The organism is Phormidium sp. CCY1219 (assembly GCF_055795085.1).
Genome location: NZ_JAYFEQ010000224.1, coordinates 1 through 20,481 on the forward strand (window position 1 = coordinate 1; position 20,481 = coordinate 20,481).

General features: G+C 46.7%; 6 protein-coding genes and 2 CRISPR repeat arrays. Of the genes, 3 read left to right on the forward strand and 3 right to left on the reverse strand.

The window, feature by feature from the left end:
* The 3 genes from AC0QH1_RS02025 to AC0QH1_RS02035 form a co-directional block, all read right to left on the reverse strand.
* Positions 1-1,673, reverse strand: a 1,673-nt coding sequence (locus AC0QH1_RS02025; RefSeq protein ID WP_324629106.1) for a GAF domain-containing protein, incomplete at its 3' end; no start/stop codon positions are given.
* 134 nt (positions 1,674-1,807) lie between these two features.
* A complete protein-coding gene (locus AC0QH1_RS02030) occupies positions 1,808-2,602 on the reverse strand; it encodes a hypothetical protein (RefSeq protein WP_324629107.1) in 795 nt (264 codons plus the stop codon).
* A gap of 107 nt (positions 2,603-2,709) precedes the next feature.
* A CRISPR array of direct repeats spans positions 2,710-7,941; the repeat unit is 35 nt; unit sequence GTTTCAGCACCTTTTCCCTTCAATAAGGGTCAAAC.
* 243 nt (positions 7,942-8,184) lie between these two features.
* Positions 8,185-11,796, reverse strand: coding sequence for an NACHT domain-containing protein (locus tag AC0QH1_RS02035; RefSeq protein ID WP_324629108.1), 3,612 nt, complete (start codon positions 11,794-11,796; stop codon positions 8,185-8,187).
* Between the two features lie 140 nt (positions 11,797-11,936).
* Between AC0QH1_RS02035 and cas1 (AC0QH1_RS02040) the strand changes: the two genes are divergently transcribed.
* From cas1 (AC0QH1_RS02040) to cas1 (AC0QH1_RS02050), 3 genes are all read left to right on the forward strand, one after another.
* A complete protein-coding gene (cas1, locus tag AC0QH1_RS02040) occupies positions 11,937-13,943 on the forward strand; it encodes a CRISPR-associated endonuclease Cas1 (RefSeq protein ID WP_324629109.1) in 2,007 nt (668 codons plus the stop codon).
* Between the two features lie 137 nt (positions 13,944-14,080).
* Positions 14,081-14,335, forward strand: coding sequence for a hypothetical protein (locus tag AC0QH1_RS02045; protein ID WP_324629111.1), 255 nt, complete (start codon positions 14,081-14,083; stop codon positions 14,333-14,335).
* Positions 14,336-14,681: 346 nt separating this feature from the next.
* Positions 14,682-18,904: direct repeats of the CRISPR family, unit length 35 nt; unit sequence GTTCGACCCTTCTTAAAGGGAAAAGGTGCTGAAAC.
* Positions 18,905-19,084: 180 nt separating this feature from the next.
* Positions 19,085-20,080 carry a CRISPR-associated endonuclease Cas1 gene (cas1, locus tag AC0QH1_RS02050; RefSeq protein WP_324629112.1) on the forward strand — a complete coding sequence of 332 codons (996 nt, stop codon included), beginning with the start codon at positions 19,085-19,087 and terminating at the stop codon, positions 20,078-20,080.
* Positions 20,081-20,481: the final 401 nt, after the last annotated feature.

The window sequence follows — 20,481 nt, forward strand, 5'->3', positions numbered from 1 at the left end:
AAAGAATAAGTCCACGAAGGTGGACTTTGCCTGTGTAGCCGCGATTTCAATCCCCCGGTTCGTAGTGACAATTTGCTTTCGCCAAATAGGGCCATAATCGCATCGCCAATGTATTTGTCGATAAAGCCATTGTTGAGCAGAATCGCCGGTTCCATACGCCGCAAATAGGAATTGATAAATTTAAAATTGTCTTGCGGGTTCATGCTTTCTGATAAGGTAGTGAAGGAGCGAATGTCGGAAAACAGCACGGACATTTCTCGTTCTACATGATTGCCCAGTTGCACATCGACGATACTATTTTTGTTGAGAAATTGCAGAAATTGTCGGGGAACAAAGCGCGAGTAGGCGGCGTTAAGCTGTAGCAAATCGTTGGTGAGTTTTAGGCGTTCGGCTTCCGCTTTTTTGCGGTCTGTGATATCCTGAAAGGCAGCGATCGCATACACCACATTCCCTTGTTCGTCAAAAATCGGCGTTCCCCAACTTTCGATGGGGATAATGCGATCGCCGCGATGAATTTCCAGATTATTTGCCATACTAGATAACCCCCGCAAAGCTTGCACGCTGGATAATCGATCCGTGGGATAGAGGCGATCGCTGTTGGTGCAGTACAGGCGATAAACTTCAGTTAATTTATCCGGCGCTACCGATTCAATGCCTTTGCCAAACATCTGCTGGGCGGCGTGATTGGCATAATACGGAGTTCCGGTGCGATCGAGCACCAAAATCCCCACCGGAACTGCTTCGAGAAACTGCATCAAGCGGCTTTCATTCTCCCGCAATTCACTATACAGTTTGGCATTTTCAATCGAAATTGCCGCTTGAGCCGACAACAAAGTGATAACCTTTCTTCGTTCTTCCGTAAATGCTCCTACGGTGAGGTTATTTTCCAAGTAAACAATACTAATTAGCTTCCCTTGATTGATTAACGGAACGCAAAAAATCGATTGAGTTTGATTTGCCGAAATATAAGGGTCTTGGTTAAACCATTGTTCCCGATACGCCTCATCGAGTACCACGGTTTCTCGGGCGCGCGCCACATAATTCACCAGGGAAACGGGCAGGTTATTTTCTAGGGGAAGCGATTGCAACACGGTAAATTCATCCGACTCTACGCTGCCCGCTGCTTCGATAAACAATTTTCCCGCTTTTTCTAAAATCAACACTCCCTTTTGTGCCCCGGCATTTTCTATCATAATTTTCATTAATTTAGCCAGGGATTTTTCTAAGATTATTTCGCCAGAAATCGCTTGAGAGGCTTTTAATACGCTGGTGACATCCAGGGCTTTTCCGCTATCAGTTGTGGTGGGCAAATGGCTGGATTGTACTTGGGAATTGCCCGCCGGATTCTGAGCGATAATTTGAAAGAGTTGCGGATAGGTTTCTTCTAAATGCTTGACTTTTGCCGTTGCGCCCCATTTTAAATAGCAATAGCGCGCTTCTTGCATATAGGTTTGGGCAATTTTGATTTTGCCTTTGGCGAGGTAAAATTTGGCGGCGAGTTCGTTGGCTAACGCTTCGTCGTTGAGGTACTGATTTTCTTTGGCAAGTTCAATGGCGCGATCGTACTGGTTCATGGCTTTAATCTCTTTGCCAACAACCCGATTTCGTTCCGCTTCCACCAGATAATATTTATGCAAAAAGTTCATCGGCGCATGATGCGCCCACTTTTTCATTTTTTTCTGGTTGTTTAGCACTTTCTGCAACATGCGCTTTTTTTCTAGTTTGGGAACGGTACTACATACTGCCAATTGCGTAAGAGCAGCGTAAAAGTAAAACATTGGGAAACCTATCAAACCTTTAATTACTTCTAAATTTGATAGCTTTTTTTAAAATCAGTTAAAGTATCAATCAGAGGGGGTTTCCAGAAATTCACGAACATTGCTCCATTAATTAAGGTTTTAGCTTGAATTTCTTTTGCAGTATTTTTGTCCGCTAATTCAACCCCCAATTTGCCCATCGTATATCCCGCCTCAATATCTCCGACAACGCCACATAAAATTACCCCATAACAAACATAGCCAAAGGCAGATTCAGCCGCATTCCCATGTTTGACCGATAAATCAATCATTTTACAAATTGAAGGCAGTAATAGTTCGGGAACGCTGACATAAGCAGCAGAAAACAAACTGACCAAGATTCGCATTGCGGCTTGATGAAATGCATCGCGCATTGGCGGTAAATTCTCTAAGGTTTCGATGCGCTTTTGGGCTAACAAAAGCTTGGTTTTTAGGAGAGTTAACCCAATCTGCAATTGCGTAGGCTTTTGAGGAAAATTGATTCCCAATAGCTTCAGCACCGATAAAGCGGTTTTCACTGCTTCTCGAGGCTGGTTTTGAGCCATGCAACCTTGAATTTTTATCTCATATATTTTGACTTTATCCAACAGGTGCTTTGCTTGCTGTAACACCCCTTGCACGTACCGCTCCATTGCTTCAAACTCGCCGCAGACATAGGCAGCTTCGGCGGCTTCTACATACAGGGAAAGGGTCAATTCGTAGTGCGTTTCCCAAGTGCGATCGCCGAACAGTTCTCTCCCTACTTGCAAGTATTTAAAAGCAGCTTCGTAGGCGGCTGACGCTTTGGCTTTTTTCCCCGCCCGCAAGTTCAATTCTGCCAGTTCTTCCCGCGCCTCTGGTGCGGAAATTAATTCTGTAGCAAAATTTAGTTGGTTGACAATCTCGAATCCGTAATAACTGGAATTATGCTGAAGTTTCAGCACCTTTTCCCTTCAATAAGGGTCAAACACCAAATCGGCGCTAAATTTATTAGCGGCGCGCGAAGTTTCAGCACCTTTTCCCTTCAATAAGGGTCAAACTCTTTACGGTGTATATTATTACCGCAAAGGTACGCACTCGTTTCAGCACCTTTTCCCTTCAATAAGGGTCAAACAAATACGAGGGCGAAGGTGTCGTCCGGGTGATTCCCTGGGTTTCAGCACCTTTTCCCTTCAATAAGGGTCAAACCCTTTTTTACGACCTTTTCCTTGACTCTTTCGACTAGTTTCAGCACCTTTTCCCTTCAATAAGGGTCAAACACCTAACCCCAAAAGAAATTCTTAACCTGCCTAACCCTTTCGGTTTCAGCACCTTTTCCCTTCAATAAGGGTCAAACTTCTTTTCAACCCCTGCACCTGCAAAAGCACAACTTGTTTCAGCACCTTTTCCCTTCAATAAGGGTCAAACGCCTTGAAAACGGCCTTATGTTTATGATTGTAAACGAAGGGTTTCAGCACCTTTTCCCTTCAATAAGGGTCAAACCTATTTTTCCCACCCATGGGAAGACGAATGGGATGAGTTTCAGCACCTTTTCCCTTCAATAAGGGTCAAACACGATACAGAAGTGGGACGTTTCCGCGGAAACTCCTAGTTTCAGCACCTTTTCCCTTCAATAAGGGTCAAACAATCTCGCAATGCGGGCACTACCCGGGCGATTACTGGAAGTTTCAGCACCTTTTCCCTTCAATAAGGGTCAAACTTTTGCGTCATATGGACGCGGGACTAGAAAGCTGCTGTTTCAGCACCTTTTCCCTTCAATAAGGGTCAAACGAGGTTGTTGCCTGGGTAGTGTACGAAGACAAAGTTGGTTTCAGCACCTTTTCCCTTCAATAAGGGTCAAACATAAAGCCCTCCTCGGCTTAGAAGGCGATGATGTTTTTGTTTCAGCACCTTTTCCCTTCAATAAGGGTCAAACATTTCAAAAATGAACGGCTAAGTTGGCCGGGCGAATGTTTCAGCACCTTTTCCCTTCAATAAGGGTCAAACTCCATGGGCAGGGAAGTTTTACTTCCTTGCTTATTGGGGGTTTCAGCACCTTTTCCCTTCAATAAGGGTCAAACGCATTGCAAAAAGAAGGTTACTCTTTCCAAATTTTTTGGGAAAGTTTCAGCACCTTTTCCCTTCAATAAGGGTCAAACCAATACCAGGGGTTCGTACCGCCATCGACGGAGGATGTTTCAGCACCTTTTCCCTTCAATAAGGGTCAAACAAATAGTCAACAACGACAATCACCAGGGGCTAGTAGTTTCAGCACCTTTTCCCTTCAATAAGGGTCAAACCAGCTGTAACCCTAACCCTCGGGTGGGTTGTTTCTCATTTGTTTCAGCACCTTTTCCCTTCAATAAGGGTCAAACATCTCCTTTGGAAACAAAGGAAATGATACATTTTATGGTTTCAGCACCTTTTCCCTTCAATAAGGGTCAAACAACAACTGATTGACCGAATAGCCCAGCAATGGGGCCTAGGTTTCAGCACCTTTTCCCTTCAATAAGGGTCAAACACCTATATCGCAAGTTATGAAGGCCAGTCTATATTCATGTTTCAGCACCTTTTCCCTTCAATAAGGGTCAAACTAGAATTTACAGGTCAAGGGGATCAAGTTGTAAAGAGTTTCAGCACCTTTTCCCTTCAATAAGGGTCAAACTATTCTGTGGCGAAAATGTCGCCTGGGTGGTCTGGGGTTTCAGCACCTTTTCCCTTCAATAAGGGTCAAACGAGGAGCGGGAGCGGATTAATTTAAACGCCCCCACAGTTTCAGCACCTTTTCCCTTCAATAAGGGTCAAACGAGAGCAATGGATAGCATAATGAAACAGTGCTACCCTGTTTCAGCACCTTTTCCCTTCAATAAGGGTCAAACTCTCGGAAAGAAAAATGACTTTCCTCAATCGTCCGTCGTTTCAGCACCTTTTCCCTTCAATAAGGGTCAAACACTTGCAAAGTCAAAAATGGATTTTCTTCGATATTTTGTTTCAGCACCTTTTCCCTTCAATAAGGGTCAAACCCCTTTTAGAAAAAGGGTATTCGTATTGGTACGACTGTTTCAGCACCTTTTCCCTTCAATAAGGGTCAAACGGTAGGAAATTTTTCAAGCTTAAGCATAGTTCTTGACTAGTTTCAGCACCTTTTCCCTTCAATAAGGGTCAAACAAATGGAGCAATGTGGTCATAATTGGTCAGATTTTCATGGATAGTTTCAGCACCTTTTCCCTTCAATAAGGGTCAAACAGTTTCGGTCTGTTTCTTTCGGAGCAAGCGGCAAGTTTCAGCACCTTTTCCCTTCAATAAGGGTCAAACGGTACGAAGAGGATAAGAGTTTAAATACCATTCTTGTTGTTTCAGCACCTTTTCCCTTCAATAAGGGTCAAACAGTTTGCACTAGTTGTTCGCTATGCATCCACATATGAATGTTTCAGCACCTTTTCCCTTCAATAAGGGTCAAACAAAATTTTCAAGAGCCCAATTTTGCGGATGATAAATCGTTTCAGCACCTTTTCCCTTCAATAAGGGTCAAACTTTATGGCGATGGGCTTCAAATCAAAATTTTGCTAGAGTTTCAGCACCTTTTCCCTTCAATAAGGGTCAAACCCTATATAGTATCCATGTCCAGCACCTCTATTACGTTTCAGCACCTTTTCCCTTCAATAAGGGTCAAACGAACATGGGTGCTATCCAGCACCCAACTAGTCTAAAGTTTCAGCACCTTTTCCCTTCAATAAGGGTCAAACTATTACAAAGGAGCCTACCACTCTAATCTACTCTTGTTTCAGCACCTTTTCCCTTCAATAAGGGTCAAACTATTACAAAGGAGGGAATAGTTCCCTCCTCCTCTTCCTGGTTTCAGCACCTTTTCCCTTCAATAAGGGTCAAACCAGTTCGATAGTTCGCCCCTGTATGGGGTGTATTAGTTTCAGCACCTTTTCCCTTCAATAAGGGTCAAACCACAGTTGCTCCGCGATCGGAGCAACAGCTCACAAGTTTCAGCACCTTTTCCCTTCAATAAGGGTCAAACACTATTGTCCACTTTGATAAGGGGCAAGGACATGTAGTTTCAGCACCTTTTCCCTTCAATAAGGGTCAAACAATTCGTAGGGGGTGAAGGTCGGGATTTATTCCTGGTTTCAGCACCTTTTCCCTTCAATAAGGGTCAAACGTTTCAGGGCGATGGCCATTTCAAAACACCCAAGAGTTTCAGCACCTTTTCCCTTCAATAAGGGTCAAACTTCCAAACGAGACTCGTCTAGAGTCTGCTTACATAGTGTTTCAGCACCTTTTCCCTTCAATAAGGGTCAAACCGTTTACACGCATAATCTCGGGATCGTATGTCGTACGTTTCAGCACCTTTTCCCTTCAATAAGGGTCAAACTGGTCTTCCAGTGGAACAAACGTGGAAAATCATGCGTTTCAGCACCTTTTCCCTTCAATAAGGGTCAAACCATTTTGACGAACCCCCCGTCAATTCATGGAATTAAGTTTCAGCACCTTTTCCCTTCAATAAGGGTCAAACAGGATATCATTCCATGGCTTTCGCCATTATTTAAAAGTTTCAGCACCTTTTCCCTTCAATAAGGGTCAAACACCGTGCTAATTGAAGTGACAGATTTTGATTTGCCCACAAGTTTCAGCACCTTTTCCCTTCAATAAGGGTCAAACTTTTTCGCGGACGGAACTCCCCGAACCCATACCACTGCGTAGTTTCAGCACCTTTTCCCTTCAATAAGGGTCAAACCGGCTATAGCAAACCAAAACCCTGCTATAGAGCAGGGGTTTCAGCACCTTTTCCCTTCAATAAGGGTCAAACGATTACAGTTGCACACGCTATTGGCATTGCGATGCTGTTTCAGCACCTTTTCCCTTCAATAAGGGTCAAACTATTGCTTTCGTTGGGCTTATTGTATGGGCCCTTGGAACTGTTTCAGCACCTTTTCCCTTCAATAAGGGTCAAACTTTTCTCCATGAGGGTGAGGGCGAGTATGCCCAGGGTTTCAGCACCTTTTCCCTTCAATAAGGGTCAAACTCTGCGTTCCTCACCGGAACCAGGAGATAGATATATGGTTTCAGCACCTTTTCCCTTCAATAAGGGTCAAACTTGAGTGGATTCTCAATGGCTTTCAGGCTCAGTATAGTTTCAGCACCTTTTCCCTTCAATAAGGGTCAAACGAGTATCAGAAATTTTTGATAACAGCCACCGTAAGGTTTCAGCACCTTTTCCCTTCAATAAGGGTCAAACTCAAAAATTTCTGATATTCGCGACCGTAAGGACCGGAGGAGTTTCAGCACCTTTTCCCTTCAATAAGGGTCAAACTGCCACCCAAGCATCCCTGAGATCCAAGAGATCCAACTAGTTTCAGCACCTTTTCCCTTCAATAAGGGTCAAACCTGTTGTCCACCACCCAGATGGGTCGGTGGTGGAACAGTTTCAGCACCTTTTCCCTTCAATAAGGGTCAAACGGGCGGTTTAACTACATTAGCTGGTGGGCTATTGTCGTTTCAGCACCTTTTCCCTTCAATAAGGGTCAAACAGTCCCCCAGTCCCACTAGGGTAGATTAGTTTCAACGTTTCAGCACCTTTTCCCTTCAATAAGGGTCAAACGCTTCGATCGACATAGCGGAGAAGAATTCCGTACCATAATGTTTCAGCACCTTTTCCCTTCAATAAGGGTCAAACACTTGTCAGAATACGAGGGGCTACGACAGTGGCTAGAGTTTCAGCACCTTTTCCCTTCAATAAGGGTCAAACTCCACCCTATGCATGGTAGGAGATAATTTTGTTTCAGCACCTTTTCCCTTCAATAAGGGTCAAACCCTCTGCGCACCAGTATGCGTAGAGTGGGTCGAGTTTCAGCACCTTTTCCCTTCAATAAGGGTCAAACTTTCATCGGCGGGCATATGGTCCGTCCGGGCAATAGTTTCAGCACCTTTTCCCTTCAATAAGGGTCAAACAAGTACCGGCTGGTTCAACCAGCAGGAGATGACCTGTTTCAGCACCTTTTCCCTTCAATAAGGGTCAAACTTCCACCAACTACTTCAAGGAAGAAGACAAGGAAGAATGTGAAATGTTTCAGCACCTTTTCCCTTCAATAAGGGTCAAACTCATCGCCTTCACGGACATGGTGAAGGAAGACAAGGAAGAAGTTTCAGCACCTTTTCCCTTCAATAAGGGTCAAACCCTTGAGTCCTGAGACTCGGGTATAGAGCCAATTCTACACCCATCGATCTGAGGGGGTCAAGGTTTTGTAGCAACAGAGTGGTCATTTTTGTCAAAAATCACGGAAAATCGTCGGCTGAAACCCAGTCCCAGAGGCTTATCTGAGGGGGGTCACGATAGAATGCGGGTTTCAGAGGTTGCCTACCCCCCTCAGATGCTTATCAATCCCAAGAAACTGATAAGACCAGCTAATAACTGACCGGGCTAGAGATTGCGATCGCGCAGGATGCGAGTTTTGGTTTCTTCGGGAACGGAAGGATCCGCTAACAGGCGATCGAGTAAGGGAGACATCTTACCTTCATTGTTAGAGATGGCAACTACTAAAGCTTGTTGATTGGCAATCGGTAATATCTTATTGTCCCTCGTCCAATCTTCGGTGATAATCGCTGACAATAACTCGGAATCGAATTTGGCTAGATGACTCAGCAAACCCGTCACTACCAGTTTATCAATTTTTCCAGCAATATCCACCGAGCGAAATAACAATCGGGTGCATTCCGTCAGTTCGGGAATCAACTGGCGTTCTTCCAGCAACACCATCTGGTTAAAAGTAATCATAGCAATATTGCCGATCGCATCTATGGTTTTCTGAGGCACATGACCCACAATCCTCCGGGTTAAGGCAAATGCAGCATTGGCAATGGGCAATTCTAGCATCCGTTCCCCAGAAGGGTGGTTCCAAATTGCCGCCGTCGTCAGTTTGTACGCCAGTTGCAAAATTTCCGGTGCAGTTTCGGTGGCGATCGCCTCAAATACAGTGACGATTTGTGCGGGACTCACCACCTTGGCATTCACCCGTTCCAAAATCGCCTGAAAGCAATTTTGTCGAACCCCAATTATCCGAGAATTGGCTAAAATAGGCAACAACGATTCAACCGCGATCGCTTGTTGTTGACGGGCTAATTCCCACAGCATCCCTGACGCATCCTTAGCAACATCTTGAGAAACATCGGCACAAGCAGCGATAATTTCCGTCACCGCTTCCGATGACCCCGCCTCAGCTTCTTGCTGGGCTAATTTTAATAACGCTATGCGACATTCTTTCGATTGACGGTTTTGTTGCAAATAAGGGACGATCGCCGGGGGAATGTACGCCAGTTTTTTGAGAATTAAGTTGATTTTTTTCGGTTTTAGGGAAGCGATCGCGCGTTGCAGCACTTCTGACAATTGGGTTTGCACCCCAGGCGATCGCACCGCCAAAGCATCCAGCGCCCCAATCCATTCTACCGGATGAGAATCAATCACCGGCTGAATCCATTCTCCCAATTTCACCGCCCATTCTTCATCCTTTGCCGTCGTTTCCCACCCTTGTTTCCCCAACTGTCTCACCATCATTGCCAAGGTAGAAATGCGATTTTCAGCAATTTGAAGGATATCCCGCTTTACCAGTGCGGATGCCACAGTGTCAGCGCCCCCGGATTGAATCGCTTCTTGCAAAGCGATCGCGCTGCTGCGGTTAAAAGATTTTGAGGCATTGGGGGGCGGTTCCTCAAACAAAGCCCGAGCGATCGCTTCCACCAATTCCGGATCCCTGGCTGCTTTTTGTCCCACAACCACTGCACAAACTCCCACCCATTCCGGTTGTAACTCCGCATCCAATACGCTAAACCAAGAATTGCCAAACGGGGAATTTCCATCGGCGATTAAATCCGGTAACAGGTGCAACAGCAAAGTCACCGCATTCTCCTTTTCCACAAAAGAATTATTCGCCGGAGGAATCTCCAAAATGGTTAGTAAAAAATCGCGCTGCACTTGAGTAGGCACTCCAGGAGTCAAGTACAAATCGATGGCGATCGCCCGCACGTGACTGCCAAATGCGCTATACTGTTGTTTGAGAATTTCTAACACCGGCAAATCCAGCGACTTCCCCGAATTGCGAACGCTGCGATAGTATTCTCCCAGGAACTTTCCCCACAGAGTATGACCCAATCGCGTATCAGTTAATGCACTGGCATCTAAGGCAGAAATGGCATCGCGAAATCGCTGACTTCCCGCCTCGGAACGAGCAATCCAACCCGCAGCCACTTCAATGGTTTTGTTAATCAATTCTTTCCCCGCATGAGAGAGCGATCGCACCACCACCTCCCACACCGGATTGCTATGTCGAATCGGGGCAGAATTGGCCGCAATTAACAACGCTTCCAGAAACGCATAATCGCCAGTTTTAGCAATGTCAAACAGTTGCAGCAGTACCGATGCCGATTCCGGTTCCGTGCGGGATACGGCAGCAAAAGCAATGGCACGAAAGGGGAGCAATTGTTGTTTATCCAGTTCGGTGCAAATCCGATAAAATTCTTCTAAAGCAACCAAGGTTAGCAACTGACGAAATATCGGCCATAAATAATGACGAATTTCCGGAGAATTGGCGCGAAACTGACGGCGGATGTGGGCTTGAGTTCGTTCGCCGGATTCGGTAGCATTTAACCAACGAGCGATCGCATATTCCAGGAACGTTTGATGGAAAAAACCGATGCGATGGTTGCCAAACTCTTTCAACACCCCATCGCTACGCAAGGCAGTGTAGGCGGCAAAATCGGTTTCGTTGCTGAGGTCAAACTGAGTTTCATAGATAAAATCGCGCAACCGTTCTTCGGAATTTTGATATAAAGTTTCGGCTAAAAATAAGCATAATTTTTCCTTACTTTTGCCAATGCGCGGAGATTGCTGTTGATGCCGGACTTTAGAAATTTTCCACGTCCAATAGATGTCGTAAAGTTGGCTGACGGTCAAATCTTCCGGGACGACTTGCGCTTCGGCAAACAGTTCGCACAACAGCGCCAACAGCAGGGGATTGCCCACAATTTCTGCTAAAGAAACGCGATCGGCAGATAGGTCTAAAATGCGGCTGGCAAAGCTGATTTGACTCTCAGGGGTGGGATATTCCGGTTTGAGAGCGGCATAAGTGCGAGCCGCTGTTGCCACTTCTTCGCGATCGAATTCAGCGATTTTGCAGCCGTCATACACGCTTTCCCGGAACCCGGCAAAACTTTCGTGATAGGGTTCAAAAAAGTCGGCATAATCGCTATCGCGACAGGTAAAGGCGACTGTGGTGCCGGATTCGAGCAGTTGGGAGAGAGTGAGACGCAATACCGGTACGAGGGGTTTAGTGAGAATAATATCTAAAGTATCGAGCAATAACACCCCGCGTCCCCGTTGTGCGGTGAGTTGTTGGGCGACGGCGACGATGGAGAGGGGGGAATCGCTGACTTTTTCCCCCACTTCTTCCGGAAAGCGATCGCTTCCTCCGATTAAATCGTCACAGCGCACTAAGGCAATCCAACCGGCATGATTCTGAGTCAGCAACTCGTCATACAGCGTGCCCAAAAGGGTACTTTTCCCATATCCTGCCGCCCCCAAAATCGGCACCACCCGCTGTTTTCCCGCAAGTCCGATCGCAATCTGACTCAAGCATTTGTCGAGCAATGCTTCCCGACGAATCGCCGGTAAAATATAGGGTTCGAGGGCTTTGCGGGTTCTCGAGGCATTGCGGGTGACGGTTTCAAGTTGAGCCGTCGCCGGTGTTGCTTTGGCAAACGCTTCTTCGATAATGCTTTCCACTGGGGGTGAATCCGGTTCGGGTTCATGACTTTCCGAAGGAATTCCAGCAATTTCCTGCCAATCGAGATCCAACGCCCGACAGATTTCTTGGAAATAGGGGCGATCGACGGGTTTGCAATTGAAAAATTTGCTCACTGTCGTCCAAGATGCGATCGCTAATTCCTTGGCGATCGCGGTTTTCGTCAAATTATGCCGTTGTAAAGCTCGTTCGGCTTTTTTGAGACCCTCTTCAGACGCAACCAGCGATCGAGGCGACATCTCAACCTCCTGTGAATATTGATTTTTTCGATTTTACTCCAAACTCATATAAAAAATCATACACTCTCCCCCCATACTCATACGCGAACTCAAATAAGCCCTTGCCACGATGGAAATGCAAGCCATTTCTTTCCTTGCTTATGGAATTTACCGACAACTTGCTGAAAGCAGCTTGGCAACAAGTGCGCCGAGGATCCCGAATGGCAGGGGTCGATCGCATTACCGTTGATGGGTTTGCTGACAATCTGGAGGCGCAGTTGCAGCAACTCCAACAGCATCTTACTCGCGAAACCTATCTCGCCAAACCCGCTTTGGGCTTTCACTTACCCAAGGCATCCGGTGGCAAACGCTTAATCGGCATACCCACCGTATCTGACCGCATCGTACAGCGATTGTTGCTGGAAGAACTCTACTGGCCCCTGGAAGACACCCTACTCGATTGTAGCTACGCCTATCGACCGGGGCGCGGTATCCAGATGGCAGTGCGGCATCTGTATTCCTACTACCAGTTTCAACCCTGTTGGGTACTCAAAGCCGATATTGCCCAATTCTTCGATAATCTTTGCTGGGCGCTGTTGCTGACTCACATTGAAGAATTGCAATTAGAACCGATTTTGTTGCAATTGCTCGAACAGCAAATCGGCGCGGGGATTGTGATTCGGGGACAGTATCGCAACTTTGGCAAAGGGGTGTTGCAGGGGGCGATTTTGTCTGGTGCTTTAGCCAACTTGTATCTCACCGAGTTTGACCGGCGATGTTTGGCACAGGGATTCAATCTGGTGCGCTACGGGGATGATTTTGCGATCGCCACCCCAGATTCCATCCAAGCACACCGCGCCTTAGAACGAGTGCGGGACTGGTTGGGCGAGTGCTATCTCACCTTGCAACTGGAAAAAACCCGCATCTACAGTCCCGAAGAAGAGTTTACCTTTCTCGGCTATCGGTTTGTCAAAGGTGAGGTCTATGCACCCCCACCACCCCCCAAACGAGACAGCAGTGAATGGGTGCTATCTGCCTCTGGCGTTCCCTCTCGGCGTCCCGCACAACGCAAGCGAGTGCGCGTTTCTCGTCCTCCCCTGGCGTGCAGTCTCAAATCGATCCACTTTCCCATTGCCCATCCGCAACATTTGTGGAGTGATACCATGACCACTTTATACATCACCGACCAAGGCGCTTATTTAAGCGTCAAAAACCAGCAATTTCAAGTGTTTTCCAATCGGGAACTGCGGGTCAAAGTTCCCGCCAATCGCGTCAGTCATATCGTCTTGTTCGGCTGTTGCAATATGTCACACGGTGCCGTTTCTTTGGCCTTGCGCCGTCGCATTCCCGTGATGTATTTATCGCAAAAGGGGCGTTATTTTGGACGATTGTACTCGGAAAGTCATGCCAAAGTCGAGTATTTGATTCAGCAAGTGCAACGCAGTTTGGATCCGGAATTTACGCGGATGCAAGCGGAGGCGATCGTCGCGGCAAAATTGCACAATTCCCGGGCATTGTTGTTGAAACTGAATCGCCGTCGCCAAACCGATGAGGCGTTCATTGCTTTGGAAATGCTTGCCAGTTGCATGAATAAACTCTCGTTAGCCGAATCGATGGATGCCTTGCGCGGGTATGAAGGAAAAGCCGCTGCTGCCTATTTTCAAGGATTGGGTTCACTATTTACCGGCCCCTTTGCCTTTAACAAACGCACCAAACGTCCCCCCACCGATCCGGTGAATAGCATGATGAGTCTCGGCTATACGTTGCTGAGTCAAAATGTGCATTCTTTTGTGAATTTAGCCGGACTGCATCCGCACTTTGGGAATTTGCACGTGCCTCGGGACAATCATCCGGCATTAGTCTCGGATTTGATGGAGGAGTTTCGCGCTCAAATTGTGGATTCTTTGGTGGCGTATTTGGTGAATTCCCAGATTTTGACTCCCGATGATTTTACCCCACCGGACGAACGCAATGGGGTTTATTTGCAACCTCATGCACTCAAGAAATATTTGAAGCATTGGGAGGATAAGTTGCTGTCGGAAATCACCCATCCTCACACGGCTTATAAAGTCAGTTTGAAACGCTGTATCGAGTTGCAAGTGCGGGAATATATTGCCTGTTTGGTAGGGGAAGTTGAGGTGTATCGTCCGATGTTGTGGAAGTTGTAAGGGGTGATGGTTGATTGTTGATGGTTGATTGTTGATGGTTGATTGTTGATGGTTGATTGTTGATGGTTGATTATTTTTATTAACCCTTCATCCTTCATCCTTCATCCTTCATCCTTAATACCCGTTTCCCGTTCTTCATGCCCAAACCCCTAACAGGAACGAGGCGATCGCTATTTTTAGCAGTCGCGAGACAACCGGGAATTACCTCAGCACAACTTTGCGCCCAGAGTTGCGCCCGAGGCGGTGAGCTTTCACGCATCAAACATCATTTGGCCGGTTTGATTGACGAAGGATTTATTGCCATCTCCTTTCGCAACAAACGCGGCAAGTCCCACTACCAGATTACGAAAAGCAAAGGCAAAAGAATGCTAAAATATTTAACGGAGGCTTAAGTTTATGTGTCATTTATCCTGAGTTGATGGTTGATTGTTGATTCTTCATCCTTCATCCTTCATCCTTCTCCCCCTGTTCCCTTCCATAACCACCGGCAAACCCGCTCTAGTTCTATTAGTCCACCTTATCATTAGAGACTGACTGATAAGCATCTGAGGGGGGTAGGGAAGTGCTGAAACCCTGATTCTGTCGTTACCCCCCTCAGATAGCCCTCTACCAGAGGGTTTCAGACCACGATTTTCCGTGATTTGAGGCGAAAATGAGACCCGTGTTGCTACAAAACCTTGACCCCCTCAGATGGATGGGTGTAGAATTGGCTCAGCGCTTGAGTTTCAAAACTCAAGGGTTCGACCCTTCTTAAAGGGAAAAGGTGCTGAAACCGCGACGCTCGCGACGCTCGCGACGCCCGTAATGTTCGACCCTTCTTAAAGGGAAAAGGTGCTGAAACACAATCGGCTACTCCGTCGCCATTACAGTCAAGGGAGTGTTCGACCCTTCTTAAAGGGAAAAGGTGCTGAAACACGGTCTTCTACTACGATTGCTGCTTCTTGAACCCCAACGTTCGACCCTTCTTAAAGGGAAAAGGTGCTGAAACACTTCCGCTGTGATAAGAACAGCAGGGTATTGCCCGGTTCGACCCTTCTTAAAGGGAAAAGGTGCTGAAACTTGGTGGAACACACCACCACACCGATAGCGACCGCGAGTTCGACCCTTCTTAAAGGGAAAAGGTGCTGAAACTCTTCCTTGAAGTTGGAACACACCACCACAGCACCGGTTCGACCCTTCTTAAAGGGAAAAGGTGCTGAAACAAATCGGCGAGCTCCGTCGTCGTTGAACAACAGTTGTTCGACCCTTCTTAAAGGGAAAAGGTGCTGAAACGGATAAGAGGCGGGGAGTATTTGGGTTACGATTCCAAGTTCGACCCTTCTTAAAGGGAAAAGGTGCTGAAACATTGGGTGCAGATTGGGGCGCAGAGCACCTTGCATTGTTCGACCCTTCTTAAAGGGAAAAGGTGCTGAAACAACCACTGGGAGACTGATCCCCCGGATGGTTGCGCAGTGGTTCGACCCTTCTTAAAGGGAAAAGGTGCTGAAACATTTCCATCGTCCGGAAACGTTGTCCGAATGATGAATCGTTCGACCCTTCTTAAAGGGAAAAGGTGCTGAAACACCACAGCCCACCACGAAATATAATTGAATCGGCCGTGTTCGACCCTTCTTAAAGGGAAAAGGTGCTGAAACCCTCCGTAGGAAAATACCGCCGACGACATCGACACGGTTCGACCCTTCTTAAAGGGAAAAGGTGCTGAAACGAAATAAGTAGCATCTACCACATTAAGGACTTGACCAGTTCGACCCTTCTTAAAGGGAAAAGGTGCTGAAACCGTCACTGTTCTTCTGAATAAACAGCACCTGGCACTTGTTCGACCCTTCTTAAAGGGAAAAGGTGCTGAAACTCTACTGTTCGGAAACTTTGTCCGAACGAAGAATCGAAGTTCGACCCTTCTTAAAGGGAAAAGGTGCTGAAACAAAACTAATCTACCCTAGGGGGACTAGTTACCCGTTCGACCCTTCTTAAAGGGAAAAGGTGCTGAAACTCATAATAAATCCGGCATAGACTTGAATTTTCCATCCGTTCGACCCTTCTTAAAGGGAAAAGGTGCTGAAACAGTCCTCCCCCTGGTATCGATAGGTGCTCGTTTTCAAAAGTTCGACCCTTCTTAAAGGGAAAAGGTGCTGAAACCGAAAATAGTCATCTGGACTGCTTCGCAACTGCTGTCGTTCGACCCTTCTTAAAGGGAAAAGGTGCTGAAACAAAAGACATTTCCCTAGGACACCGGGGAAGCCAGAAGTTCGACCCTTCTTAAAGGGAAAAGGTGCTGAAACTTGAACAACAACCCTTCCCCCCAAGTCGGAAAAAAAAGAGTTCGACCCTTCTTAAAGGGAAAAGGTGCTGAAACTAGCAACAGAACCAGAAGTTCTCCAAGCAAAACGGTTCGACCCTTCTTAAAGGGAAAAGGTGCTGAAACCACACCTCCACACATTGAATTTCTTCTTTAACACAGTGGTTCGACCCTTCTTAAAGGGAAAAGGTGCTGAAACCCAGTTTACTCGCTATCGCGAACGTAAAACCAAATGGTTCGACCCTTCTTAAAGGGAAAAGGTGCTGAAACCGTTGGTAACGATATGGACATAATGTGCATGTCCTTTGTTCGACCCTTCTTAAAGGGAAAAGGTGCTGAAACACTAGCTGGTCGATCTTGGAGCCGACCAGTAGGCATGGTTCGACCCTTCTTAAAGGGAAAAGGTGCTGAAACTACCGATTCCTATATTGATCGATACAGTAATACTGAGGTTCGACCCTTCTTAAAGGGAAAAGGTGCTGAAACTCTAAGTCTACTTCTACCCACTCGACACAAACCGGTTCGACCCTTCTTAAAGGGAAAAGGTGCTGAAACATTAACTGGTCTATCTTAGATCCCATCATGAACGAAAATAAAGGTTCGACCCTTCTTAAAGGGAAAAGGTGCTGAAACCTCTTACCTCTCAGCAAAATCGAGAACCAAAAAGCGAAATGTTCGACCCTTCTTAAAGGGAAAAGGTGCTGAAACCTAAACTTGTTTCAGCGTAACCTAGGTCAATTCGCCCTCGTTCGACCCTTCTTAAAGGGAAAAGGTGCTGAAACCGGTCGCGATTGAGTTGTCGGTGCCTTGGAAGACTAAAGTTCGACCCTTCTTAAAGGGAAAAGGTGCTGAAACTTGAAGTCCAAAAGGACATCATACCCGACTCCATCTGTTCGACCCTTCTTAAAGGGAAAAGGTGCTGAAACACTGTTCCACCCACTCGACACTGAAGTGTGTCGAGGGTGTTCGACCCTTCTTAAAGGGAAAAGGTGCTGAAACTCTTGTTCCGCTGATACCGGTACGGCAACAAGAAAAAAGTTCGACCCTTCTTAAAGGGAAAAGGTGCTGAAACACTCAACGTTCGCGCGGTCTGTATTGCTAAAATGCTTCGACCCTTCTTAAAGGGAAAAGGTGCTGAAACTTTCCACGCCACCGTCCTACGACAGTGTCGTAGACATGTTCGACCCTTCTTAAAGGGAAAAGGTGCTGAAACGCTTTTTTTTACCAGTATCGTACTGGTATGTCAAAAGTTCGACCCTTCTTAAAGGGAAAAGGTGCTGAAACGTTAAGCAAGACAGGAAAAGGGCTGTTAGAATCAAGTGTTCGACCCTTCTTAAAGGGAAAAGGTGCTGAAACGTTTCACTCCATGAGAAGTTCCAGCCGTAAAACATGGTTCGACCCTTCTTAAAGGGAAAAGGTGCTGAAACTATAGATCCAGATTCAGTTTCAGTCCTGAAACTGAAACTATGTTTGTTCGACCCTTCTTAAAGGGAAAAGGTGCTGAAACGCAGTCCTGAGACTGAAACGACGATCGTCAAACAGATAGTTCGACCCTTCTTAAAGGGAAAAGGTGCTGAAACGTGAAGAAGAGCGGCGTATTTGACGTATCCGGATCTGGTTCGACCCTTCTTAAAGGGAAAAGGTGCTGAAACAGTTATCGCCCACAACACATGTTGTGGTAAATAATTGTTCGACCCTTCTTAAAGGGAAAAGGTGCTGAAACTGGATGGTTAAATGCGGTATTGGTCCAAATTCACTAGGGGTTCGACCCTTCTTAAAGGGAAAAGGTGCTGAAACGTTGGTACAGGGTCCTTCAAATACGACTCTCACCCCATCAGTTCGACCCTTCTTAAAGGGAAAAGGTGCTGAAACGGGTCCTTCAAACAGGATCCTTACCGCATTACAACGTTCGACCCTTCTTAAAGGGAAAAGGTGCTGAAACTGGTACCATATTTGAGCACGTACATACCCATCGCTGTGTTCGACCCTTCTTAAAGGGAAAAGGTGCTGAAACCTTCGAAAAGGGGCTGAGGGAGGTCTATTTCGTGGTTCGACCCTTCTTAAAGGGAAAAGGTGCTGAAACTTTAACCCTGGGTAGCATGATTCCTTCAAGAGATTCAGTTCGACCCTTCTTAAAGGGAAAAGGTGCTGAAACGGCTGGTAGCCAAGACCAAGGCCAAAACAAGCAGTTCGACCCTTCTTAAAGGGAAAAGGTGCTGAAACTTTCCAGCAATTGCTGGGACACCGATCCTCCTCGGACAGGTGTGTTCGACCCTTCTTAAAGGGAAAAGGTGCTGAAACTTGCTAGCCCTAGCCAAATGGATCCAGGACGAATCGTTCGACCCTTCTTAAAGGGAAAAGGTGCTGAAACCTTTACTAATATTTCAAGTAACCTTGGAGTTGGAGGGGTTCGACCCTTCTTAAAGGGAAAAGGTGCTGAAACAAGGGTCCATTCGGACCCTCCGTCCATTCGATACAGAGTTCGACCCTTCTTAAAGGGAAAAGGGGCTGAAACTCAAGTAACCTAATTGGAGGGGGGAAGAGGTATTTTGGGGTTCGACCCTTATTAAAGGGAAAAGGTGCTGAAACAGGTGCCGCTCCTCTAACTCTTCGAGGAGATTAGCCTCCGCGTTCGACCCTTATTAAAGGGAAAAGGTGCTGAAACGAATAAAAGCAGTCGAGTTCGATCGCGACTGCTTTTTTAGTGTCTTTTTTCCAAATTGACCCAGCCAATATGACTGCTGCGCCAAACTCATATAAAAACTCATACACTGAGGCGCAGAAAGCATATAAGAACTCAAATACTCCCTTGCAATGCTGGAGATGTAGCGTTTAGCTGAACCTAATGCCTATTTATCTAACCCAACCCGGTTCGATTCTCAAAGCAAAGCGGCAAGTGTTTGAAGTCTGGTATCGCCAGCAATTGCAGCATCGTCTTCAAGCAAAACTCACCAGTCACATCGTGGTTTTTCAGGGCTGCGAACTCTCTGGTGAGGCAACCGCATTAGCCTTGTCTCATTCTCTGCCGGTGTTGTTTCTCGATGCAGGCGATCGCTATTTAGGACGCCTTCACCTGGAACCCGATGCCAAATATTTGCCCCAACAACTGCAACTTGCGTCGGATCCGCAGTTCCTGCAATCCACCAGCGAACGAATCGTGAGTGCCACTTTGCACAATCGTCGGGCATTGTTGCTGTCTCTCACTTCCTGCGGTTGTCCCACTGTCGAAATCGCCTGTGAAGCGATCGAACTGTTTCTCGATGAGATTCCCACCCTCCCCATCGAACAATTGCGTCGCCATTTAGCCGCCATCAATCAAGTGTACTATCCCGCCTTGCGCGAGTGGTTGTGGCTGAATGCAGGCTCAAAACCCGCAGCCGTTAACAATCTGTTACACCTCGGTCAAGCTTTATTAGAACAGGTGGGACTGGGGATGGTTTTGGAAATGGGACTGCATCCGGATATTGGCGGATTGCACCGCAGCGATGGAGACAACCTGCCATTAGTGCGAGATTTGATGCTGGAGTGGAGTGTGGTGTTAGTCGATGTCGTGACATTGCAAGTTGCCCTCTCTCACTTGGGGGATTCCAGCAATGGTAACGGCAAAACCAGTCCCGCCATTCATTTTATTACTACCTGGGAACAACAACTAGCAACTGTTGCCACTGGCAATAAAACCTATCGTCAATGTCTCTGGCATCAAATCCGGCATTACCAACGCTGTTTGTGGGGCAATACCCCATACCGTCCCGCCTTGCTGAAATGGACGCCCAAGCTGATGAGTGAAACCCCAATTCAGCCCCAAACCGTGACCAATTTAGCAGCCGTTTCCCTGGTGTAAATTTGGCAAGCGGGAGGGAGGGTTTAAACGATGGCAGCCTAACACCTAACGATAACCCGGCGTGGGATTAATCCCACGCCTAATAGCTAAAGTCGGTTAAAAACCGACTAAAAATATTCTCCTAAAACCCTTTTAGTCGGATTTATCTGAGATCTTGCACCATTCTCAGTAAGCCTTTGTCACCCGACCATCTGGCCGCCATTCGTTTAAACCCACGCCTCATAGCTAAAGCCGGTTAGAAACCGGCTGAAAACGTTACGGTAAAAGCATTTCAGTCGGTTTTAACTCAGATCTTGCACCATTCTCAATAAGCTCTGTAAACCCCACGATCCGGCGGGGAGTGCAAGTCCCCGCCTCATAGCTGAAGTCGGTTGAAAACCGACTATAAGACTTACCCCACA